The organism is Nonomuraea thailandensis (assembly GCF_024172165.1).
GTDB classification, from domain to species: Bacteria; Actinomycetota; Actinomycetes; order Streptosporangiales; family Streptosporangiaceae; genus Nonomuraea; species Nonomuraea thailandensis.
On sequence record NZ_JAMZEB010000002.1, the window covers coordinates 8,393,826 to 8,416,245 of the forward strand.

At 71.6% G+C, this 22,420-nt stretch carries 23 protein-coding genes; 12 read left to right on the forward strand and 11 right to left on the reverse strand.

Annotated elements, in window-relative coordinates:
* Positions 1–31: 31 nt before the first annotated feature.
* Entirely contained in the window at positions 32–655 is a 624-nt protein-coding gene (locus HD597_RS42290; RefSeq protein ID WP_253759693.1) for an alpha-ketoglutarate-dependent dioxygenase AlkB family protein, read from the forward strand.
* Here the strand turns inward: HD597_RS42290 and HD597_RS42295 are convergent.
* From HD597_RS42295 to HD597_RS42315, 5 genes are all read right to left on the reverse strand, one after another.
* The gene (locus HD597_RS42295) at positions 639–1,337 is read right to left on the reverse strand and encodes a helix-turn-helix domain-containing protein (protein WP_253750813.1); all 699 of its coding nucleotides are present in this window, start codon (positions 1,335–1,337) and stop codon (positions 639–641) included. The two genes, HD597_RS42290 and HD597_RS42295, sit on opposite strands and share 17 nt — an antisense overlap.
* Positions 1,338–1,458: 121 nt before the next feature.
* On the reverse strand, positions 1,459–2,757 hold the full coding sequence (locus tag HD597_RS42300) for a M23 family metallopeptidase (RefSeq protein ID WP_253750816.1): 1,299 nt from the start codon (positions 2,755–2,757) through the stop codon (positions 1,459–1,461).
* 223 nt (positions 2,758–2,980) lie between these two features.
* Positions 2,981–3,400 carry a hypothetical protein gene (locus tag HD597_RS42305; protein ID WP_253750819.1) on the reverse strand — a complete coding sequence of 140 codons (420 nt, stop codon included), beginning with the start codon at positions 3,398–3,400 and terminating at the stop codon, positions 2,981–2,983.
* Between the two features lie 100 nt (positions 3,401–3,500).
* Complete coding sequence (locus HD597_RS42310) at positions 3,501–4,526, reverse strand: alpha/beta hydrolase (RefSeq protein ID WP_253750822.1); 1,026 nt, start codon at positions 4,524–4,526, stop codon at positions 3,501–3,503.
* A 21-nt stretch (positions 4,527–4,547) separates the two neighbouring features.
* Positions 4,548–5,762, reverse strand: a complete 1,215-nt coding sequence (locus HD597_RS42315) for an amidohydrolase family protein (RefSeq protein ID WP_253750825.1) — start codon at positions 5,760–5,762, stop codon at positions 4,548–4,550.
* A gap of 70 nt (positions 5,763–5,832) precedes the next feature.
* Between HD597_RS42315 and HD597_RS42320 the strand changes: the two genes are divergently transcribed.
* A complete protein-coding gene (locus HD597_RS42320; protein ID WP_253750828.1) occupies positions 5,833–6,333 on the forward strand; it encodes an SRPBCC family protein in 501 nt (166 codons plus the stop codon).
* Here HD597_RS42320 and HD597_RS42325 read toward each other — a convergent pair.
* From HD597_RS42325 to HD597_RS42330, 4 genes are all read right to left on the reverse strand, one after another.
* Positions 6,300–9,446 (reverse strand): AfsR/SARP family transcriptional regulator, encoded by a 3,147-nt coding sequence (locus HD597_RS42325; protein ID WP_253750830.1) that lies wholly within the window; start codon positions 9,444–9,446, stop codon positions 6,300–6,302. The genes HD597_RS42320 and HD597_RS42325 overlap by 34 nt on opposite strands.
* A gap of 57 nt (positions 9,447–9,503) precedes the next feature.
* Entirely contained in the window at positions 9,504–9,629 is a 126-nt protein-coding gene (locus HD597_RS65145; RefSeq protein ID WP_276083162.1) for a hypothetical protein, read from the reverse strand.
* The gene (locus tag HD597_RS65150) at positions 9,626–9,748 is read right to left on the reverse strand and encodes a hypothetical protein (protein WP_276083163.1); all 123 of its coding nucleotides are present in this window, start codon (positions 9,746–9,748) and stop codon (positions 9,626–9,628) included. Before HD597_RS65150 ends, HD597_RS65145 begins: the two co-directional genes overlap by 4 nt.
* A 65-nt stretch (positions 9,749–9,813) precedes the next feature.
* Positions 9,814–10,164 carry a nucleotide pyrophosphohydrolase gene (locus tag HD597_RS42330; RefSeq protein WP_253750832.1) on the reverse strand — a complete coding sequence of 117 codons (351 nt, stop codon included), beginning with the start codon at positions 10,162–10,164 and terminating at the stop codon, positions 9,814–9,816.
* A 41-nt stretch (positions 10,165–10,205) separates the two neighbouring features.
* Between HD597_RS42330 and HD597_RS42335 the strand changes: the two genes are divergently transcribed.
* The 3 genes from HD597_RS42335 to HD597_RS42345 are packed head-to-tail and all read left to right on the forward strand — an operon-like array spanning position 10,206 to position 13,197.
* On the forward strand, positions 10,206–10,646 hold the full coding sequence (locus HD597_RS42335) for a MarR family winged helix-turn-helix transcriptional regulator (protein WP_253750835.1): 441 nt from the start codon (positions 10,206–10,208) through the stop codon (positions 10,644–10,646).
* Between the two features lie 45 nt (positions 10,647–10,691).
* A complete protein-coding gene (locus tag HD597_RS42340) occupies positions 10,692–11,546 on the forward strand; it encodes an alpha/beta fold hydrolase (RefSeq protein WP_253750838.1) in 855 nt (284 codons plus the stop codon).
* 25 nt (positions 11,547–11,571) lie between these two features.
* Complete coding sequence (locus HD597_RS42345) at positions 11,572–13,197, forward strand: serine/threonine-protein kinase (RefSeq protein WP_253750841.1); 1,626 nt, start codon at positions 11,572–11,574, stop codon at positions 13,195–13,197.
* Between the two features lie 5 nt (positions 13,198–13,202).
* On the opposite strand, the gene HD597_RS42350 is transcribed toward HD597_RS42345, so the two are convergent.
* Positions 13,203–13,646, reverse strand: coding sequence for a winged helix-turn-helix transcriptional regulator (locus tag HD597_RS42350; RefSeq protein WP_253750844.1), 444 nt, complete (start codon positions 13,644–13,646; stop codon positions 13,203–13,205).
* 122 nt (positions 13,647–13,768) lie between these two features.
* Here HD597_RS42350 and HD597_RS42355 point away from each other — a divergent pair, with 122 nt between their 5' ends.
* A complete protein-coding gene (locus HD597_RS42355; protein ID WP_253750847.1) occupies positions 13,769–14,641 on the forward strand; it encodes an aldo/keto reductase family oxidoreductase in 873 nt (290 codons plus the stop codon).
* 146 nt (positions 14,642–14,787) lie between these two features.
* On the opposite strand, the gene HD597_RS42360 is transcribed toward HD597_RS42355, so the two are convergent.
* Positions 14,788–15,798: a LacI family DNA-binding transcriptional regulator gene (locus HD597_RS42360; protein WP_253750850.1), complete on the reverse strand. Its 1,011-nt coding sequence runs from the start codon at positions 15,796–15,798 to the stop codon at positions 14,788–14,790.
* A gap of 145 nt (positions 15,799–15,943) precedes the next feature.
* Between HD597_RS42360 and HD597_RS42365 the strand changes: the two genes are divergently transcribed.
* The 6 genes from HD597_RS42365 to HD597_RS42390 all read left to right on the forward strand — a co-directional run bounded on the left by HD597_RS42365 (position 15,944) and on the right by HD597_RS42390 (position 22,419).
* On the forward strand, positions 15,944–17,230 hold the full coding sequence (locus HD597_RS42365) for an extracellular solute-binding protein (protein ID WP_253750853.1): 1,287 nt from the start codon (positions 15,944–15,946) through the stop codon (positions 17,228–17,230).
* A 74-nt stretch (positions 17,231–17,304) separates the two neighbouring features.
* Entirely contained in the window at positions 17,305–18,186 is an 882-nt protein-coding gene (locus HD597_RS42370) for a carbohydrate ABC transporter permease (RefSeq protein ID WP_253750856.1), read from the forward strand.
* The gene (locus HD597_RS42375) at positions 18,183–19,025 is read left to right on the forward strand and encodes a carbohydrate ABC transporter permease (protein ID WP_253750859.1); all 843 of its coding nucleotides are present in this window, start codon (positions 18,183–18,185) and stop codon (positions 19,023–19,025) included. The genes HD597_RS42370 and HD597_RS42375 overlap by 4 nt, the downstream gene beginning before the upstream one ends.
* A gap of 4 nt (positions 19,026–19,029) precedes the next feature.
* A complete protein-coding gene (locus HD597_RS42380) occupies positions 19,030–20,397 on the forward strand; it encodes a glycoside hydrolase family 5 protein (protein WP_253750862.1) in 1,368 nt (455 codons plus the stop codon).
* A 131-nt stretch (positions 20,398–20,528) separates the two neighbouring features.
* Positions 20,529–21,479, forward strand: a complete 951-nt coding sequence (locus HD597_RS42385) for an STM4015 family protein (RefSeq protein WP_253750865.1) — start codon at positions 20,529–20,531, stop codon at positions 21,477–21,479.
* A 1-nt stretch (position 21,480) separates the two neighbouring features.
* Positions 21,481–22,419, forward strand: a complete 939-nt coding sequence (locus HD597_RS42390; RefSeq protein ID WP_253750868.1) for an STM4015 family protein — start codon at positions 21,481–21,483, stop codon at positions 22,417–22,419.
* The last annotated feature ends 1 nt before the right edge of the window (position 22,420 follow it).

A 22,420-nucleotide genomic window follows, 5' to 3' on the forward strand; every position in this document is an offset into this window, starting at 1 on the left:
AGTCTCGGGAGCCGTCGTGATCCCGCTGCCGATGAGGGAGATCGCGCCCGGCGCCGTCCACGTGCCCGGCTGGCTGACGCTCGACGAGCAGCGCCGTCTCGTCGGGGAGTGCCGCGAGTGGGCGCGGGGCCCGGTGCCGATCCGGCACACCGTGCTGCCGCGCGGCGGCGTCATGTCGGTGCGGACGGTGTGCCTGGGATGGCACTGGCAGCCGTACAGGTACACGCGCGTCGCGCACGACGTGAACGGCCGTCAGGTGGCGGAGCTGCCCGGGTGGCTGGCCGACCTGGGCCGCCGGGCCCTGGCGGACGCCTACGGGCGCAGCATGGCGTACGAACCCGACACCGCGCTGATCAACTTCTACGACGGCCAGGCCAGGATGGGCATGCACCAGGACAAGGACGAGCGGTCCGACGCCCCGGTGGTGTCCCTGAGCATCGGCGACACCTGCCTGTTCCGCTTCGGCAACACCGAGACGCGCGGGCGGCCGTACACCGACGTGCAGCTCGCCTCGGGCGACCTGTTCGTGTTCGGCGGGCCGTCCCGCTTCGCCTACCACGGCGTGCCGAAGGTCTACCCGGGCACCGGCGATCCCGCCACCGGGCTGGCCTCCGGCCGTCTCAACCTCACGCTGCGGGTCACCGGCCTGTCGTGACGAACCCGAACTCGTCGTCCGACAGCGTGCGCCGCAGGGTGCGCAGCACCTTGGCGGAGTCGTCGTCCGGCCCCTCCACGTAGAACGGCTTGCCGTCGCGGCCGAACGTGACCACCGACTCGCCCTCCCACTTGCCGAGCAGGTCGGAGCCGAGCGTGAACAGCTCGTGCGGCTCGAACCCGAGCGTGCGCGCGTAGTCGACGGACCCGAACACCAACTGCCTGGCCAGCTCGATCGGGGCCTCCTGCCAGGCCGGGTACTCGCCGAAGAAGTATTCGCGGAACCGCACCAGGTCGCGGTCGTCGAGCACGTCGGGGCCGATGACGCTCTTGACGCCCGTGCAGTAGACGTCGGCCAGGTACCCGCAGACGGACAGCCGGTCCCAGGTGTGCCGGCGGGCGACGAGCACGCACACCATGCCACCTACGCCGGAGGCGGGGGCCTCGTCCACCCAGCCGCGCGCCGGGTCGAGGCCGAGCCCTTCGCTCCAGCCCACGTTGATCCAGCACCCGGCCACCTCGGCCTCGACCGGGCCCGCGGACTCGGCGGACTCGGCCGTCTCGGTGGCGATGGCGCGGACGAGCGGCGCCACGACCGACGGCGAGACCTTGAGCGCGCGGGCGATCTCCTTGGGCGACTTGCCCTGCAGGCGCAGCTCGCGTACCTGCTCTTTCAGATCCATAGCGGCAGCCTAGTGTCCTGGGCAGGCACGATGTGGCAGGGTCACCGTGATGACCGGGCCGCCGGCGAGCCACGGCGCGCTTCGGGCCCCGGCCCGCGCCGGGGCCGGGAACACGGGTCTGTCAGGTGACGGAGCCGGGCTGGGCGGACAGGAGGGTCTGCGCCCAGCCGGTGGCGTCGACGGTGCCCTGGCCGGAGAGGTCGTCGCCCTTGCCGTCGTAGGGGTCGGCGTCGAAGTAGCGGTGCAGGGAGCCGTTGGGGTGGTGGCCCAGGTAGACGCCGCCACCCGGGGAGAGCAGATGGCCGAAGCCCTGCCAGGTGGCGTCGCGAAGCTGGTGACGCTGCCAGACGCCGGCGCCGGAGACGCGGTAGGAGATGAGCTGACCACCGGCGGTGGTGCCCAGCAGCCAGTCCGGCCCGGTCGCGGTCAGAGTCTTCAGCGTGAACCCGCTGCCGATCAGCGTGTTGCCCGTGATGTCGGCCAGAGCGGGCTTGGCCGCGGTGATCGTGTAACGGCGCAGCACACCGTCGGCGATGCCGAACAGATGACTCCTGCCGTCATGGGCCAGCAGGTCATGGGTGTAGCCGTTGCCCAGATGGACCGGCGGCTCGAAGATCAGCTCGTCACGGTTGGTACGGATGTCGACCCGATACAACCTGCCGTCCGGCCCATCACCGGTCACCAGCAGCGTGTTGAAGTTCAACGTCGCCATCGCCTTGGGCGTGAACCCCAGCGTCGCCGTCGAGAGCACCGCACCATGCGTGCGCTTCCCCGTCGCCGCGTCGATCGCCGTGTACGTCAGCCGCCCGTCCGGCAGCACCCCGTACACCGAGACGAGGCCCTCCGGGGTGGCGGTGGCGCAGTTGCGGCTGGTGACGTTGCGCCAGGTCCGGTTGTCCGACTGGCCGTAGGTGACGCCGTCGAAGGTGGGTCTGACCCGCTCGGAGCCCTCGAACCCCCAGGAGGCCGACCCGTCGCCGTTGGCGTCGTAGCCGAGCTCGAAGTGCAGGTGCGGGTGGCCGTTGGCGGTCTCGCCGTCCTTGCCGACCTGGCCGATCACCGTTCCCCGCTGCACCCTGTCGCCGACCGACACCGCGCGGGACTTCAGGTGGATGTAGGTGGTGAAGTAGCCGCCGCCGTGATCGATCTGGATCATGTTGCCGGCGTTGCCGTGGGCGTAGGACTTGTTCACCCTGCCCGCGGCGGGGGCGATCAGGGTGGCGCCCTCGGTGCCGTGCTGGTCCGGCTCCTTCACCATGTCGAGTGCGGGAGCGTGCGCCCAGGTGTCCAGGCGCCACTGCTGGCCGCAGGGGAAGGGGAGCTGGAGGTCGGGGGCGGCCGTCGCCGCGTGGCCGGTCGCCGTGCCGGCGACGCTGAAGGCGGCGACGAGCGCCGTGGTGATGGCAGATCGTAACAACACGAATCCTCCTGCACTTCTCACGCGATCCGGTTCCGAGCCGGGATGACGGCGCCATGCGTCGGCGCGTTTGCGCGGCTTCATCGGAGTTCGTCGCACGCGGTCTCTCCGCGGAACCGAACGTAAGGAGCGGCGGTATGGCGGTGGTATGCCGAACCGCGCCCGCCGCCCTTCTTCAGCACCCGGCATGGCGGCTGAACAGGCCGGATGTGCCGGCGTTCAGGAGCTAGACGCCGCGGGTCCGGGACGTGCAGCCCGGGTCGGAGGAGGCGCTCGTGTCGAAGCGGGCGCCGAGCTTCACGAACACCTGGTGCGGCTTGGGCCGGACCACCGAGATGTTCCGCATGCCCGTCCTTCCGCCCGTGTAGTTGAACACCTTGAACGTCACGTCCGGCTGGGCGTCCTGCACGAAGTGGACGCGGACGGTGTTGTCGCCGCCGACGGCGCCGCTGAGCCGCCAGGACACCTGGGTGAACGCGTGGTTCGTCGCGCTCGTCAGGTACCGGACCTTGAGCTCGATGCCGTAGCCGCCGCCGGCGCAGCGGGTGACGAGGTACCCCTCGGCGGACGCCGTGGCGGGGGTCGCGGCGATCGACGCGACCATGCCCAGGGCGGCGACGACGGCCAGGTTGCGCAGGGTCTTCACAGTGTTCCTCCCGTTGGTCGTGCCCGCCATTCTTGGGCGCGGCGGTATGCCGGAGGTATGCGCGACCAGCGGCTACGGCCTGCTCACGACCCCTCGGGAGCTACGCGAGGCGGTGGGAGAGCCAGGCGAGGGCGAGCGGGTAGCGGTATTCGATGCCCCCGTGGCCGGCCTCGAACAGCTCGAAGTGCACCCGCTCCCCCGGCACGCCCGCCGCCTCCAGCGCCCGGCGGAAGGCCACGGCGGCGAAGTCGAGGTGGTACTCGTCGCGGCTGCCCGCGTCCACCCAGATCGCCCGCATCGAGCGCAGCGCCTCCGCGTGGCGCGGCTCCCCGGCCATCACGACCGGGTCGAGGGCTAGCCACCGCTCCCACACCTCCGGCACGACCGCGCCGACGTCGTCGAACGGCAGGCGGACGATGCCGTCGTCGGAGTAGGCGGCCGCGTAGGCGTACATCTCGAGCAGTTCGAGATCCCCCTCCTTGGTGCCCGCCAGGCGGCCGCGGAAGTCCGCGAGGAACTTGTCGTACGAGCCGTCGTACATGTCGCGCAGCCGGCGCGCCAGCGCCGGGAACCGGGGCCGGTGGGAGACCTCGAACAGCGCGTCCCCCGCGTGCGTGGCCAGCGCGCCGAACACGTCGGGCGCCAGCATGGCGGTCACCATGGCCCCGTAGCCGCCGCTCGACTTGCCGGTGACGGCCCGGTGGTCGCGGTCGGCGAGAGTGCGGTAGCGGCCGTCCACGAAGGGGACGATCTCGTCACGCAGGTACGAGTGGTACCGGCCGGTGGCGGGCGAGTCGAGGTACTGGCTGCCGCCGAGCGCGGTCCACGCGTCCACGTACACGACGATGGCGGGCGGCGCGTCGCCTGCGGCGAACATGGCGTCGGCCAGCTCCGGGTACGGCTGGCGGAACGGCATCCGGTTGAACCACATGCCGACGTGCCCGGTGTAGCCGAGCAGCACGTACACGGAGGAAGAGCGGCGGCCGGGCGAGTCGTCGTACCCGGGCGGCACGTACACCACCAGCGGCCGTTCGTGCGGATCCCCCAGCGGGTTGCCACGCAGCAGGTCGCTCTCGACCACGTGGTGGTCGAGGCGGCCGGCCGGCTCGGCGGACCAGGGCAGCATGAGATCTCCTTCCAGAGACGTTCAGCCCACGGACGAGGTCACGGTGTCCACGCCCGCCTGCCCGACCGAGCGGCCCGACACCAGCACGAGCGCGAGGTTGCGCAGGTCGGAGATGCGTTCGAGCGGGTCGCCCGCGACCGCGACGAGGTCGGCGCGCTTGCCGGGATCCAGGCTGCCGGCGACCTCGCCCACCCCGCAGGCGTCGGCGGCCAGCACGGTGGCCAGCTCGATGACCTCCGCGTTGCCGTAGCCCACCGACGCGAACGTCTCCAGACCCCCGACATACCCGTCCATGCGGTTGGGGATGTCACCCACAGCGAACCCGGCGTCGGTGCCCGCGATCACCCGCATGCCCGCGTCCCGCATCGCGGCCACGCCGGCCAGCCAGGCGTCGACCATCGCCTGCCCGTGCACCTTGGCGATCCGCTCGTGCACGCCGTGCACGGTCGGGCACACGTACGTGCCGCTGGCCGCGACGAAGTCGGCGAGCCGGGAGTCGTAGCGGTGGCCCGACGGGGTGAAGAACGTGCAGTGCTCGATGGTGGTGACGCCGGCCTCGACGCAGCTCCGGATGGAGGCGTGCGCGTGGGCGTGCGCCGCGACGTGCTTGCCGCGCGTGGCGGCCTCCTGGACGACCACGCGGAGCTGGTCCGTGTTGTACTGCGGCACCCAGCTCGGCGGCGCGCCCGGCGTCATCAGGCCACCGGAGGCCATCACCTTGAGGCAGTCGGCCCCCGCGCGCAGGTTCTCCCTGGCCACGCGGCGGATGGCGGGCTCGTCGTCGGCCTCGCCGCCCATGTACCAGCAGTGGCCGCCGGTGATGGTGATCGGGCGGGTGGCGACCACGAGGTGCGGGCCGACGGCCAGCCCCTCCTCGATGGCGTCGCGCAGCACCACGTCGAGGAAGCCGCGCCCGCCCAGGTCGCGGGCGGTGGTGACGCCGGCGGAGACGAGCTTGCGGGCGTTCTCGGCCATCCGCAGCAGCAGGTGGTGATCGCTCTCGGGGCTGCGCCTGGTCACCGGATCGACCCTGCCGTCGAACCCCAGGTGCACGTGCGCGTCCACCATGCCGGGCAGCACCGTGTGACCCGGCAGGTCGAGCACCTCCCGCGCCTCCCCCGCGCTGCCGCGCGGCCCCACGGAGACGATCTTCTCCCCGTCGATGAGAACCTCGCCGTCCGCGATCACTTCTCCTGGCCGGCCGGTGAGCACTCTGGCGGCGCGAATGATCCTCATGCGTCCCAGACTGCCACCGCCTAAAGGCCGCGAGAAGGGGATCGTAAGCCCGGCCGGTCACCGTGGAGTCATGAACACCAAGGAGGGCAGCACGATGACCCAGACCGCCGAGTACGAACTGACCCGTCTCTTCGACGTGCCCCGCGAGCAGGTGTGGGCGGCGTGGACCGAGCCCGAGCGGTTCTCCCGCTGGTTCGGGCCGGCGACGCTGGCCACGCCGGTGGGCCGGATCACGCTGGACACCTGGCCGGGCGGGGTCTGGCGGGCCACGCTGGTGGGCGAGGAGGGGTTCGAGGTGACGCTGGACGGGACGTACCGGGAGGTGGTGGCGCCGGAGCGGCTGGTCTTCACCACCGGCGACCCCGACGACCCGGGTGACGGGCCGGCGTCCGTCGTGACGGTCACGCTCACCGACGCCGGCGGCGGGACCGAGATGCGCTTCCACCAGTACGGGGTCAACACCGACCAGGAGCACGCAGAGGGTGCCAAGGCGGGCTGGATCGAGTTCTTCGACCGCCTGGCCGCCCACGTGCGGGATCAGAGCAGGCCCTGGGCGTCGTCCAGCTTGTAGGCGCCGCCCTGCGCGAACGCGGCCGCGAACGCCTGCTCGCCGAGCGCCTCCCGCGCCCGCACGGTGACGCGCTCGATGTCCTCCACCTCCGCCTTGCCCGGCGGGAGCTGGTAACCCTCCCTGGCGGCCGCCGCCAGGCCCAGCAGCAGGGCCGACTTCTCGGTGGGCCCCGCGGCGCCGGCCGCGCCCTCCACGGCGCCGACCGTCGTCCGGGGGTCGCCGATCTTCCAGGCGAACGCCACGGCCTCCGCGTGCAGCGCCATGGCCCCGGCCAGGTCGCCGCGCAGCTCGGTGAGCCAGCCCAGCTCGATGAGGGTGTCGGGCAGGTGCAGCGCGGGATCGCCGTCGGGGTCGCGGGACAGCCCTTCGAGCAGGTGGTGCAGGTGCCGCTCCGCCAGCTCCAGCCGGCCCGCCCTGCGCGCGGCGTAGGCCAGGCCCATCTCGGCCATGGTCTCGCCCTTGCTGTAGCCCTGGGCGTTGGCCTGCTTCAGCGCGCTGCCGCACAGCTCGATGGCGCGATCGTACTGGGCGCTCTCCAGCGCCACCCAGCCCAGCCAGGCGGTGTGCGTGGCGACCTCGGACCACAGCCCCAGCTCCTCGGCCATCCGCAGCCCCTCGCCGAACAGCCGGTTCGCCTGCTCGGTGTCGCGCCGCATCTCGGCCAGCGAGGCCAGCCACTCGGTGGCGCGCAGCAGCCCCCACCGGTCGCCCAGCTCGGTGAACAGGCGGGCGCTCTCCCCCGCGATCCGCTCGATCGCCTCATGGTCGCGCACCGTGAACGCGTCCATGGCCTGCCGGGTGAGCGCGGCGGCGATGCCCCACCGGTCGCCGATCTCCCTGAACGTGGCCAGCGCCAGCTCCGTCTGCTCCTGCCCGGCCGGCATGTCGTCCACGTGCAGCCCGACGAAGAGCCTGGCCCTGGCGCGCTCCCCCGGGTCCTCGACCGCGTCGAGGACGGGCCGCCAGTCGGGCTGCTCGCCTAGGCAGAGGGCGAACCCGGCCTCCCAGGCCGCCGCCCTGGCCCGCACCGGCCCGGCGTCCTGCCCGGGAACGGCCAGTGCCTGCGCCATGGCCCGCCTGCCCTCCGCCAGCCGGCCGCGCAGGAACCAGTACCAGGCCAGCGCGTTCACCAGCCGGGCCGCGCCGTACGCGTCGCCGCGGGCCGCCGCCGTGTCGAGGGCCGCCCGCATGTTGGCGGCCTCCGCGTCCAGGCGCAGCAGCCAGTCACGCTGCTCCGGCCCGTGCAGGGCCGGCTCCGCACGTACGGCGAGGTCGAGGTAGTGGCGCAGGTGCGCCTGGTGGACGGCGTCGAGCTCGCCCGCGTCGGACATCCTGGCCCGGCAGTACTCCGACACCGACTCCAGCAGGCGGTAGCGGACGCCGGTGGGCGCGTCCACGACCACCACCAGCGAACGGTCCACGAGCCGGGCCAGCAGGTCCAGCACGTCGAGGTGGTCCGCGCCGTCGCAGACGGACTCGGCGGCCTCCAGCGTGCAGCCGTCGACGTGCACGGCCAGGCGGCGCAGGACGACGCGCTCCTCCTCCTGCAGCAGGTCCCAGCTCCAGTCGATCACCGCGGTGAGCGTCTGCTGGCGGGCCGGCGCTCCCCGCTGCCCCGAGGCGAGCAGCCGGAACCTGTCGTCCAGCCGGGCCACCACCCCCTGCACGCCGAGCGCGCGCACCCTCGTCGCGGCCAGCTCCAGCGCCAGCGGGATGCCGTCGAGCCGCCGGCAGAGCTGCGCGACGGCCTGCGCGTTGCCGGCCTCCAGCCGGAAGCCGCGGGCCGAGGCGGCCGCCCTGGTCACGAAGAGCCGTACGGCGTCGGAGCGGGCCATGACGGCCAGGTCGGCGCCGGCGGGCACGTCGAGCGGCGGCACGCTCCACAACACCTCGCCCGCCACGGCCAGCGGCTCCCGGCTCGTCGCGAGGATGCGCAGGTCGGGGCAGCTGCGCAGCAGCACCTCGGCCAGCTCGGCGACCTGCTCGACGACGTGCTCGCAGTTGTCCAGCACGAGCAGCGCCCGCCGCGGCCTGAGCACGGCCACCAGCCGCCCCGCCGGACCGGTCTCTCCGGGAACGGCGCCGCCCGCCTCCTCCCTGATGTCCAGAGCCGCCATGACGGCCTCCGCCGGCGTGCGGGGGCCCTGGTCGAGCGCGACCAGCCAGGCGCCGTCGGCGAACGTGTCGAGCAGGCGGTTCGCCGCCTCCAGCGCGAGCCGGGTCTTGCCGACGCCGCCGCTGCCGGTGAGCGTGACCAGGCGCTCCTCCTCGACCAGCCCGCACACCTCGGTCAGCGCCTCGTCGCGGCCGATCAGCTTGCTGACGGGGGCGGGCAGGTTCGTCACGGGGCGGTCGGCGGGCACGCTCAGCGCCGGATCCTGCCCGAGGATCGCCTGGTGCAGCGCGACCAGCTCGGGCCCGGGGTCGAGGCCGAGCTCGTCGGCCAGCCGCTCGCGCAGCTCGCCGAAGCTGGCCAGCGCCTCGCTCTGCCGCCCCGCGCGGTACAGGGCCCGCATGTGCACGGCGCGCAGCCGCTCCCTGAGCGGGTGCCGGTCGACCAGGTCGCCCAGCTCGCCCACGAGCAGCCCGTGCTCGCCCAGCTCCAGCCGCGCCTCGGCGTGCTGCTCCAGCGCCGACAGCCGCTGCTCCTCCAGGCGGTGGATGGCCGACCTGGTGTGCTCCTCGTCGGCGAAGTCCGCGTACGCGGGCCCCCGCCACAACGCCAGCGCGTCGGCCAGCAGCCCGGCCTTGGTCCGCGGGCTGTCGGTGGCCTCGGCCCTGGCCAGCAGGCCGGCGAAGCGCACGGCGTCCACGGCGCCCTCGTCGGCGCGCAGCAGGTAGCCGGGGGCGCGGGAGACCACGAGGTTCTTGCCGCCGGGCTCGGCGTCCTCGAACGCCTTGCGCAGCTGCGAGACGCGCACCTGCAGCGCGCCCGCCGGGTTGGCCGGCGGCTCGGCGCCCCACAGGTCGTCGACCAGCCGGTCGACCGACACCGGGTGACCCTCGTGGACGAGCAGGTCCACGAGGAGCGCCCGGACCTTGAGACCGGGAATCGTGACGGTCTCCCCGGCGTCGGTCCAGACGGCCAGCGGGCCAAGCACCCCAAATCGCATGCACGTCACCCTACGAGAAGCGTCCGACAAACGGCAGGACGGCGACGGGGTCGGCGGTCACAGCTCGTCGGTGAGGAGACGCTCGGGCGGGGCCGTGATCCCGACCGGTTTTCCCCAGTCCCGATAGATGATGTTCATCGTCATGGTGTCGGCCTCACCGCCGCCCTTCGAGGTGAACCTCATGATGGCGTGGAACCGTCTCGGCCGGGGGACCCGGCCTCGGGAGCCGCGTGCACGGCACCGCCGGGAATCGTGACGCTCAGCAGCCCGGCCACCACCAGCGCGACGCCCATGCGTCTCATGCGCCGATCACGGCAGCCCAAGATCTACAGCTCGTCACGGCAGACTCCCGCGGTGCCCGCGATCGTCAGGACGGCGGGGCCTTCCTGGCGGACCCGCGATACAGCTCGGCGTCGTAGCGGCGCTCGTTGTCGTCGAGCTTGGCCCGCGCCGCCTCCAGCAGGTCCACGCCCAGGACGTCCGCCAGCCGGACCAGGTAGAGGGTGACGTCGCCCAGCTCGGTGCGCATCCTGGCGAGCGTCTCGGGATCGGGGTCGCGCGACTCCTCCGCCGTGAGCCACTGGAACTCCGCCACCAGCTCCCCGACCTCGCCCGCCAGCGCCATCGCCAGGTTCTTCGGCGTGTGGAACCGCTCCCACTCCCTGACCCGCGCGAACTCGCGCAGCCGCCCGGCAAGGCACTCCAACTCCGTCGTCACGTCACCCGACCCTATCGAGCCCTGCGGGTATGTTGCGTAGCGTGAATGGGGTCGAACTGTTCCTGCTGGGCCGGGCGCTGATGAAGATCGGCGAAGAGGCGATGCCGTCCGAGGGGATCGGCGACCAGGCCACGAGTGCCCGCACCGTCCTGATCGTCGTGAGCGACCTGCGTGCCCACCCCGAGACGACGGTGGGCGAGATCGCCACCCGTACGGGGCTGCCGCAGAGCGCCGTGTCCGCGGCCATCGGGCGGTTGCGCACCGCGGGCGCCGTGATCGCGGAGACCGATCCCCGGGACCGCCGCCGCACGATCATCCGCGAGGCGCCCGAGGTGTCGGAGCGGGTGACGCGGGTGCGCGACACCCCCATCGACGACGCGCTCGCCGCGGCGCTGGGCACGGACGACCCGCAGCGGGTCCGCGAGACCGTGGCCGCGCTGGAGGAACTGGCCGACCGGCTCATCCCTCAGCTCCGGAAGTAATCCATCAAATTTGATGCATCATTTCTGATGCATTAGGGTCGCGGCATGACGATGTTGCGCGTCCACGATGCCGACCTCCACTACCAGGTCCGCGGCGCCGGGCCGTTCCTGCTGATCGCCCAGAGCGGCGAGGGCGACGCCGACCGGAGCGTCGACCTGGTCGATCACCTCACCGGCGACCACACCGTGATCACCTACGACCGCCGCGGCCTCAGCCGCAGCACCGGGACGGCGGCGAGCGTCCGGCAGCACGCCGACGACGTGCACCGGCTGCTGGCCCACCTCACCGACCGGCCCGTCATCATGCTCGGCCAGAGCCTGGGCGCCTCCATCGGCCTCCACCTGGCCATGCGCCACCCGGAGCAGCTCAGCCTGCTCATCGCGCACGAGCCCGTCTCACCCTGGCTGCTGCCCGCCGCCGAACGCGACCGGCACCGGACGGAGCTGGCCGAGATCCGCGCCCTCTACCTCGAGTCCGGCCTCCCCGCCGCGCTCAAGGAGGTGGCCCGGGTGCTCGGCATCACCCCGCCCGGTGCCGGCGGCGGCGCCGGGCCCGGCCTCACCCCGCCCGGCGCGGGCGGCGGCGCCGAGCCCGGCCTCACCCCGCAGCCCATGACCGCCCGGCGGCGGGCGAACTTCGACTTCTTCATCCGCCACGACTTCCACGCCGTCATCGAGGACGACCTCGACCTGACCGGCTGCCGCACCCGCGTCCTGCCCGCCGCCGGTCTCACCACCCCTGCCGCCGTCTTCGACCGCCGCTGCGCGGACGAGCTGGCCGCGCTCCTGCGCACCGAGGTCGCCCTGCTGCCCGGCGGCCACAACGGCAACCTCACCCACCCCCGCGCGTACGCCGCCCGCCTGCGCGAGCTACTCCGCGAACTCCCGCCTGCCCCCTGACCGCACACGTGTACGCTTCCATCGCGTGTCGGAATTATCGGTCCCGGGCTACGAGATCAAGGGCGTACTCGGCCAGGGCGGCTTCGGCGTGGTCTACCTCGCCCTGCAATCGGCCGTCGGCCGTGAGGTGGCGCTCAAGGTCGACAACCGGGTGCTGCTGTCCGAACGCGACAGGCGCCGCTTCCTGCGAGAGGTGACAGCGGCCGGCGCGCTGTCCGGCCATCCGCACGTGGTGCCCGTCTACGACGCGGGGCTGCTGCCGGACGGGCGGCCGTACATGGTGCTGGAGCTGTGCCCCGGCGGCTCGCTGGCCGGCCGCACGCTCTCCCCCGCCGACGCCAGGGACGTCGGCGCACGCATCGCCGACGCGCTCGCCGCCGCACACGCGCAGGGCGTGCTGCACCGCGACGTCAAACCGGCCAACATCCTGCTCAACCGGTACGGCCAGGTGGCCCTGTCGGACTTCGGCCTGGCCACCATGCCCGCGTCCGGCCCCGACGCCTCGGTCACCCGCGAGTCGCTGACCCCCTCCTACGCCCCGCCCGAGGCGTTCGAGCTGGCCGAGCCGTCACCCGCGGGCGACGTGTACGCGCTGGCGGCCACCGTCTACGCGCTGCTGTCCGGCCGCCCGCCCCGCTTCCCGGAGAGCGGCGTCCCCAACCTGGCGATGATCCTCGCCCTGCACCGCCTGCCCGTCCCCGACATCCCCGGCGTGCCGCCGGAGCTGACCGCCGTCCTCCGCCGCGCCCTGGCCAGTGACCCGTGGCAACGCACCCCGAGCGCGGCGGCCCTGCGCGACGAGCTGTCCGCCGTCCCTCTCCCCCCGTCCGCCCCCTCAGGCCGCCACGCCCACGCCTCCACCCCGCCACCCGTGCTCTCGGGCCACCCCTCGCCATCAGGCCACCCCTCGCCCCCCGCCCCGTCGCCGGGACGCCACTCGGCGCCCTTCACCCCGGCTCCCCTGGCGCCTTCGCAACCCCCGGCTCACCTGGCGCCATCGCAGCCCACCAACCCCCCGCACGAGCCGGTCACCAGGCCGCCGGCGGCGCCGCACGGCGTCAACAAGGTCCTGGTCGCGATCATCGCCGCCCTGTCGCTGGTGATCGTGGCCGGCGCGGGCGTGTTCGTCTACACCCAGGTCATCCAGCAGCCCCCTGCCAAGGACGAGCAGGAGGCCGCCGGCCCCACCACCGCCGCCACGACTCCGCAGAAGGAGGAGCCCGGCGTCTTCACGGGCCTGGACACGTACACCGAGAACTGCCCCGCCGCGAAGATCAAGGGCGCCGGTGCGGCGTGCGTGCGGGAGGCGGAGTGCTGGGGCGGCCTCGTCATCATCGTGGGCGACACCAAGGCCAGGCGGCTGGGCTGCGAGGAGTCCCACTCGTGGGAGACGTTCGCGGTCGCCCCCATCCCGAAGGACGCCGAGACGTACGTCCAGCAGGACCTCGCCAGGCACCCGACCGTGAAGAAGGTCTGCAGCCGCACGGTCCTGCTGTCCACCAGGACCGGCACGGCCCGCGACCTCGCGGCCGCGCAGTGGAAGGCGGACGTGATGCCGCCGTCGCAGTCCCAGTTCGAGGACGGGGTGCGGTTCTACCGCTGCATCGCCAGCCGGACCGGGGTGGATTCGCGCAAGTCCTACTTCCACTGACCTGTTCAGGTGACGCGGGAGTCGTACGCCTCACGGTTGGCGAGCACGTCGTCCATGTTCGTCTCGGCCCAGCCCTTGATGCCGCGCATCATGTGGTGCAGGGAGAGGCCGAGGCCGGTCAGCTCGTAGGAGACCGTGACGGGCACGGTCGGCGTCACGGTGCGCGTGATGAGGCCGTCGCGTTCCAGGGAGCGCAGCGTCTGCGTGAGCATCTTCTGGCTGACGCCGGCCAGCAGGCGGGACAGCTCCGAGTAACGCATCGGCCGGGGGCCTCCCGCGCAGCCGGCGTCCTGCTGAGGCGAGCCGTCGCTGCCGAGCGCGGCCAGGATCAGCGTGACCCACTTGTTGGAGATGCGGTCGAGCAGCTTGCGGCTCGGGCATGCCGCCATGAAGGCGTCATATTCCGCCTTGCCCTGTGCCCTCTTCTGGGCCGCCGTCGTCGTCGCCATCGACCGCTCCTCTCACCCGCCGGTGTCTTACGCACTCCGAAGTGCGTACTTCCTGTCAGGAAGTTACCTCTCCATACTGAAGCAACGAACCGATAGGCACCACTCTCACCTGAAGGCAGAGGATGAGCACTTATCCCCCTGAGCTTCCCGGCGGCACCTGGGCGCTGGGCGGCCTGACCGTCACCCGGTTCGGCTACGGCGCCATGCAGCTCGCCGGCCCCGGCGTGATGGGCCCGCCGGCCGACCACGACGGCGCACTCGCCGTCCTCCGGGAGGCCGTCGGCCTCGGCATCACCCATATCGACACCAGCGACGCCTACGGGCCGCGCGTCACCAACCGGCTGATCCGGGAGGCGCTGCACCCGTACCCCGGCGCGCTGCACATCGTGACCAAGGTCGGCGCGAACCGCGACCAGCAGGGCGGCTGGCCTCCTGCCCGGCGGCCCGAAGACGTTCGCCGCTCCGTTCACGAGAACCTCGAATCCCTCGGGCTCGACGTGCTCGACCTGGTCAATCTCCGGCTCGGCGACGCCCAGGGACCTCGGCCGGGCTCGCTCGCCGAGCCGTTCGAGGCGCTCGTCGAGCTTCAGCAGCAGGGGCTGATCCGGCACCTCGGAGTGAGCAACGCGACGGCGGAACAGGTCGCGCAGGCGCAGGCGATCGCGCCGATCGTGTGCGTGCAGAACATGTACAACCTCGCCTACCGTCAGGATGACGAGCTGATCGACGGGCTCGCCGAGCAGGGGGTCGCGTACGTGCCCTTCTTTCCGCTCGGCGGCTTCAGCCCGCTCCAGTCCTCGGCGCTGTCGGCGGTGGCTGCTCGGTTGCAGGCGACGCCGATGTCCGTGGCGCTGGCCTGGTTGCTGCGTCGGTCGCCGAACATTCTGCTCATTCCTGGCACCTCTTCGGTGACGCATCTGCGGGAGAACGTCGCCGGGGCGGGGTTGTCGCTGTCCGATGAGGATCTCGGCGAGCTGGACAAGCTCGGCCGCTAGGACCTGGCCGTCTCGGGGTGCGCCGCAGGCGCCCGAAATCAGGAACGTCTGAGCCTCACGGCGCGAAGCGCCCCCACGCGAAGCCCTTTCGGGGCGGGCGACAACGGCCGGCCCCGTCAACGGGCAACGGGTGGGGGCGAAGGGGGCTACTCGTACCGAGCCGTGCTGTCCCGGACGATGAGCTCCGTGGCCAGTTCCACCCGCTTCGTCTCCGGCACCTCCCCATGCCCCATCGCCAGCACCGTCCGCGTAGCCAGGGCCGCCATCTCCTGCAGCGGCTGGCGGACGGTCGTCAGCGGTGGCCAGGCCGACTTGGCCAGGGGCAGGTCGTCGAAGCCGACCACGCTCAGGTCCTCGGGCACGCGCAGGCCGCGCTGCCTGGCCGCCTCGAAGACGCCGAACGCCATCAGGTCGCTTCCCGCGAAGATCGCCGTGGGGGGCTCGGGGAGGGAGAGGAGAGCGTGGCCCTGGTCGTGGCCGGACTCCACGAGGAACGTGCCACGCCTGATCAGCTCGGGGACGACCGGGAGGCCGGCTGTTTCCAGGGCCGCCCGGTAACCGTCTATGCGTGCCTGGCTGCACAACATGTCGGCGGGGCCGCTGATCATGCCGATGCGGCGGTGCCCGAGCTCCAGCAGGTGCCGGGTGGCCGCCAGGCCGCCGTTCCAGTTGGTGGCGCCGACCGAGATGACGCCGGGTGCGGGCTCGCCTTCCGGGTCCACCACGGCGAACGGCAGGGATCGCGCGCTGAGCTGGGCCTGGATGCCGGTCGAGAGTCGCGAGGCGACTATCACCACGCCGTCCGTGCGCCGGGCCGCCAGGCGTTCGAGCCAGTCACGGCCCGGCCCCGCGTGCGTGTGCAGGACCGAGATGACGACGCTCGCGCCGGCGTCGTGGGCGGCGCTCTCCGCCCCTCGGACGATTTCCATGGCCCAGGGCGACTCGATCTCCGCGAAGACCAGGTCCACCAGGCCGGCCGGGGTGTCGTCCTGGCTGATGCGCCGCTGGTAGCCATGCTCCTGCAGCAGCCGTTCGACCCTGTGGCGGGTCGCCGGAGCGACCTCCGGACGCCCGTTGATGACCTTCGAGACCGTCGGTATGGAGACCCCGGCCTCCTCCGCGATCAGTGCGATCGTCACCCGCCTCTTCGCTGACACAAATCGGGAGTGTATCCGAAAGTTTCGGTTTGGGATCGCTCCCGGTCGAGGTGTTGACGCTTTACATGGCGTTTACCTACGATCGCGCCAAAGAAATTATCGGGGGGTTCACGAAACTTTCGACTATCGCTGAGGAAGGGACCCCATGAAACGCACTCTCGTGTTGGTCGCGGCGGCGGTGCTCCTGGCCGGCTGCGGTGGCGGAGGCGGAGAGGCAGCACCTCAGCAGAGCGCGGGCGGCGCGCCCGCCAAGGTGACGCTGGAGTGGTGGCACCTCTCGACCGCCGAACCGCTCAAGTCGCTCTGGGCGCAGCGCGCCAAGGAGTTCGAGGCCAAGAACCCGAACGTCACGATCAAGGCCACCGTCCTGGAGAACGAGGCGTACAAGGCCAAGCTCACCACGATCACGCAGTCGGGCAACGCCCCCGACGTCTTCGCCTCGTGGGGCGGCGGCGTGCTCAAGCAGCAGATCGACGCCGGCGTGGTCAAGGACATCTCCACCGACGTCGCCGACGTGCTGCCGAGCTTCACGCCCGCGGCGCTGAGCGCGTACCAGCTGGACGGCAAGACGTACGGCCTGCCGACCGACATCGGGCTGGTGGGTTTCTGGTACAACAAGAAACTTTTCGAGAAGGCAGGCATCACGGAGCCGCCCGCCACCTGGTCGGCGTTCCTGGAGGACGTCAAGAAGCTCAAGGCCGCGGGCATCACCCCGATCGCCCTGGCCGGTAAGGAGAAGTGGCCCGGCCACTACTACTGGGCCTACCTCGCCCTGCGCATCGCCGGCCTGGACGCGCTCAAGCAGGCGGCCGTCGACCACGACTTCACCAAGCCCGACTTCGTGACCGCCGGCCAGCAGGTCAAGGCGCTGGCGGACCTGCAGCCGTTCCAGAAGGGCTTCCTGGGCGCCGCGTACTCCACCCCGGACGGCCAGTCCGCCACGGTGAGCAACGGCAAGGCGGCCATGGAGCTGATGGGCCAGTGGGCGCCGAGCGTGCAGAACGACGCGGGCAAGGGTCTCGGTGACGACCTCGGCTTCTTCCCGTTCCCCGCGGTCGAGGGCGGCAAGGGCTCGATCGGTGACGCGTTCGGCGGTGGCGGCGGCCTGACCGTCGGCGCGGACGCGCCCAAGGAGGCCGTGGACTTCGTCAAGTTCATGACCGAGATGGGCAACCACTCCAAGGCCGTGGAGTCCGGCGGCGTGCTGCCGGTGCTCAAGGGCGAGGAGAGCGCGGTCAAGGACCCGAACCTCAAGCAGGTGGCGACGCTGCTGGCCGGCGCCAGCGGCTACCAGCTCTACCTGGACCAGGCCTACCCGCCGGCCGTCGGCCAGCAGGTCAACGACAGCGTGGCCGAGCTGATCGCCGGTACGAAGACGCCCGAAGAGGTCGGGGCGGACATCAGCGAAGTGGCCAAGAGCGAAGCCGGATGACGACGCTCACGAAAGGGCCGGAGGCTCTCCAGCTTCCGGCCCCCGCGCCTGCCGCCCGACGCCGTGGCCGCTGGGTGACGATCGCCCTGTTCCTGCTGCCCGCACTGGTGCTCTTCGCCATGCTGGTCGTGGCCCCGATGCTGGTGGCCCTGTACGCGAGCGTGTTCCGCTGGAACGGCTTCGGCGGCCTGCCCACCAACTTCATCGGGGTGGACAACTTCACCCGGCTGTTCAGCAGCGAGATCTTCGCCCAGGACCTGTGGCACCTGCTGGTGCTGGTGCTGCTGTCGATCTGCGTGCAGCTGCCGTTCTCGCTGGCCATCGCCATGCTGCTGAACCAGCGCATGCGCGGCCGGGCGCTCTACCGCGTGCTGTTCTTCGCGCCGTACGTGTTGTCCGAGGTCATCACGGGCGTGCTGTTCTCGCTGATCCTCTCGCCCGACTCGGGCATGGCGAACCAGCTGCTGTCGGTGATCGGCTGGGAGTCGGAGTGGCTGGCCGACCCCGACACCGTGATGCCGTCGCTCTTCCTGGTCATGACCTGGAAGTACTTCGGCTTCCACATGATGATCTATCTCGCGGGCCGGCAGAACATCCCGAACGAGCTCGTCGAGGCCGCCCAGATCGACGGCGCGACGGGCTGGAAGACGTTCAGGCACGTCACGCTGCCGCTGCTCGGCCCGACGATCCGGATCAGCATCTTCCTGTCCGTCATCTACACCATCCAGCTCTTCGACCTGGTCTGGATCCTGACCGGCGGCGGGCCCTCGCACTCCTCGGAGACGATGGCCGTCACCATGATGGACTGGGGCTTCAAGCGCTCCCAGGTCGGCTACGCCAGCGCGATCAGCGTCGTGATGTTCGCGCTCAGCCTCGTCTTCGCCCTCGTCTACCAGCGGTTCGTGATGCGCCGCGACCTGGAGGGCGCAGTGACCTCCCAAGGAGGCCGGCCGTGAGCCACAAGAAGCCGCTCAAGCGGCGGCGCAACACGCTGCCCCTGCACGTGATCGCGATCATCGTCGGCGTGTTCATGGTCATCCCGGTCTTCTACGCGCTGCTCGGCGGCTTCAAGGACAACAGCGAGCTGTCCGGGAACCCGTTCGGCCTGCCGAGCGAGTGGATCACCGCGAACTACACCGACGTGCTGGCCTCCGGCTCGTTCTGGCGGCAGGTGTGGAACAGCACGTTCATCGCCGTCGTCACGACCGTGGTGACGGTCGCGCTGTCGGCGCTGGCGGCGTTCGTGTTCGCCCGGTTCGCCTTCCGCGGCAGGGAGTTGTACTTCACGCTGTTCACCGCGGGGCTGATGTTCCCGTTCGCGGTGGCGATCCTGCCCATCTTCGTGCTGCTGCGCACGTTCGGGCTGCTGGACAACCCGCTCGGGGTGATCCTCACGCAGGCCGCCTTCGGCCTGCCGCTGACGATCATCATCCTGCGCGGCTTCTTCCGCAGCATCCCGGGCGAGATCGAGGAGGCGGCCACGATCGACGGGTGCTCGCCGTTCGGCTTCTTCTGGCGGATCCTGCTGCCGATGGCCAGGCCCGCCATCGCCACCGTCTCGGTGCTGGCCATCGTGGGGAGCTGGAACAACTTCATGCTCCCGCTGGTGGTGTTCAGCGAGGAGGCGAGCTGGACGCTGCCGCTGGGCATCCAGCAGTTCCAGGGCCAGTACGCCTCCGACACCGCCCGCATCCTGGCCTATCTCATCCTGGCCATGGTGCCCGCGCTCGGGTTCTACGCCATAGCGGAACGTCACCTGGTCGGTGGGCTCACCGCGGGTGCGACGAAGGGGTGACTCCATGCTGCACGTGTCCGGAACCCATCTCGTGACGGACGACGACACGCCGGTACGGCTGCGGGGGGTGGGTCTCGGGGGCTGGATGAACATGGAGAACTTCATCACCGGCTTCCCGGCCAACGAGAGCTCCATGCGGGAGGCGGTGCGCTCCGTGCTCGGCGACGACCGGGCCGAGCTGTTCTTCGACCGGCTGCTGACCTCGTTCTTCACCGAGCAGGACGCCGCGCTGCTGGCCGGGCTGGGCATGAACTGCGTGCGCATCCCGGTCAACTACCGCCACTGGGAGTGCGACGAGCGCCCCATGGAGATCGACGAGCGCGGATTCCGTCACCTGGACCGGGTGATCGGCCTGCTGGGCGAGCACGGCGTCTACAGCGTGATCGACCTGCACGCGCTGCCCGGCGCCCAGAACCAGCACTGGCACTCCGACAACCCCACCCACGTGGCCGCGTTCTGGCAGCACCGGCATTTCCAGGACCGGGCGGTACGCCTGTGGGAGGTCATCGCCGACCACTACCGCGACCATCCCTGGGTGGCCGGCTACAACCCGGTCAACGAGCCGGGCGACGTGTCGGGCAAGGCGATCGGCCCGTTCTACGACCGGCTGGTCAAGGCGATCAGGGCCGCCGACCCGCGGCACGTCCTGTTCCTGGACGGCAACACCTACTCCACCGATTTCTCGATATTTCGTGAGGTGTATGAGAACACCGTCTTCGTCATGCACGACTACGCGCTGGCCGGGTTCGCCCACGGCGGCCCCTACCCGGGGTACACCCGCGGCGAGTGGTGCGACCGGGCCGAGCTGGAGCGCACGTTCGCCAAGCGTTCCCGCTTCCAGCGCGAGACGGGCACGCCGCTGTGGGTGGGCGAGTTCGGGCCCGTCTACACCGGGGACCCGGCCGTGGACCGGCAGCGGTACCAGATCCTGCGCGACCAGCTCGCGATCTACGACGAGCAGGGGGCGGGCTGGTCGCTCTGGACGTACAAGGACGTGGGGTTGCAGGGGCTGGTCCACGTCTCGGAGCCGTACCTGGAGCGGTTCGGCGGCTTCATCGCCAAGAAGCGGCGGCTCGGCGCGGACCGCTGGGGCTCGACGATGGAGGAGTCGGCCGAGGCGCTGGCCCCGCTGCACGCGCTGGTCGAGACGGAGTTCCCCGAGTGGCGCCCCTATCCGTGGGGCGCGCGCTACCAGACCGACGATCTGATCAGGCACATCCTGCTGGCGCAGGCGCTGCTGCCGGAGTACGCCGGGCTGTTCCGCGGGCTCGGTGACGACGAGCTGCTCGTGCTGGCCGACTCGTTCCTGCTGGAGCGGTGCGTACGCCGCGAGCCCCTGCTCGACCTGCTGGCCGACAACCTCAAGGGGTGACTGGGGGGCGCCTGCCCGGTGTCGCTCCGGCCGGCCACTGGGGGCGCCCACTTTTCATGGGATAGATCGGGAAATGTCGGGTGGATCTGGTAGGACAGGAGCCGCCGAACCCCCCGACCCTAGGACCATCCGTGATCTTCGACATACAGCCGACGAACAGCGAGGACTATCACGAGACCTACACCGGGCTGCCGGTGGCGGTCCCGCCCCTCGACGAGGAGGAGCCCCACCCGGACGCCGGCGCGGTCGCCTGGCGCCTGAGCGCCTGCGAGGGGGACGAGTTCGAGGAGATCTCCGAAAGTTTCGACTGGTTCTTCGACAATGTCGACACGGAGAAGGTCAAGGCCATCGTGATCGGCGAGTGGGAGGACTGCTACGACACCGACAGCGCGCCCATCCTCGCCCGCCTGGCCGGGAACGCCGACCGGCTGCCCGAGCTGCGCTCGGTGTTCCTCGGCGCGATGACCTGGGAGCAGTCGGAGATCTCCTGGATCCAGCAGACCGACGTCACCCCGCTGCTGGAGGCCTTCCCGAAGCTGGAGCGGCTGGAGGTGCGGGGCGGCTCGGGGCTGGCCTTCTCGCCGACGCGGCACGAGAGCCTGCGGGTGCTCAGGTTCGAGACCGGCGGCCTGCCCGGGCAGGTCGTGCGCGGGCTCGGGACCAGCGACCTGCCCGCGCTGGAGCACCTGGAGCTGTGGTTCGGCGTCGAGGACTACGGCGGCGACTCGACGGTGAACGACTGCGCCGGCATCCTGAGCGGGCAGCGGCTGCCCGGCCTGCGTTACCTGGGCCTGCAGAACAGCCCGTTCGCCGACGAGCTGGCCGCCGCCGTCGCCGCCGCGCCCGTCGTGGCCCGGCTGGAGGCGCTGAGCCTGTCGATGGGCTCGATCGGTGACGAGGGCGCCGAGGCGCTGCTCAGCGGCCAGCCGCTGACCCACCTGCGCCGGCTCGACCTGCACCACAACTACCTGAGCGAGGCGATGGCGCAGCGCCTGACGGCGGCGCTGCCCGGGGTCGAGGTGCGGCTCGACGACCGGCGCAGCCGCGAGGACGACTGGCGTTACGTCACGGTGAGCGAGTGACGTGGAGCGGATCGACGACGACCCCGGGCTGACGTTCCTCGCCGACCCCGACATCTACAGCGGGGAGCGCTTCGCCGGCCGGACGGTCACCTCCTGCCACCCGGCCGTCGAGGAGCCGTTCGATCGGCTCGCCTGGCTGGTGGACGACGACACCCGGCCCGGAAGCACGAGCCTGCCCGGCAGCCTGGACGAGCTGCTGGCGAGCGTGGGCCCGGCCCGAGTCCAGGCCCTGGCCGTCACCGGCCGCAGCGTGGCGAGCGCGCCCGAGGTGCTCGCCGGGTACGCCGGGCGGCTGCCCGCGCTGCGCTCGGTCTTCCTGGGGTTCGTGCCCATCGAGCACTGGGAGATGTCGTGGATCGGGCACGGCGACATCACGCCGGTGCTGGAGGCGTACCCCGAGCTGGAGCGGCTGGAGGTGCGCGGGTCGGGCGAGCTGACCATGAGGCCCGTCACCCACGAGTGCCTGAAGGTGCTGCGCTTCGAGTCCGGCGGGCTGCCCGGCACGGTGGTGCGGGCGGTCGGCGCGAGCACGCTCCCCGCGCTGGAGCACCTGGAGCTGTGGCTCGGCACCGAGGCCTACCACGGCGACCACACGATCGCGGACCTGGACGGCATCCTGTCGGGCGCCGGCCTGCCCGCGCTCAGGCGGCTCGGCCTGCGCAACAGCGAGCAGCAGAACGAGGTGGCCGCCGCCCTGGCCGCCGCGCCGGTCGTGGCCGGGCTCGAAGAGCTGAGCCTGGGCCGGGGCGTGCTCATGGACGGGGGCATGGAGGCGCTGCTCAGCGGCCAGCCGCTGACCCACCTGCGCGTGCTCGACCTGCACCACCACTACCTGAGCGGGGCGATGGAGGCCCGCGTGCGGGAGGCGCTGCCCGGCGTCACCCTCGAACTGACCAGGCCCGGCGACGATGACGGGCCCTACATCGCGGTGGCGGAGTGAC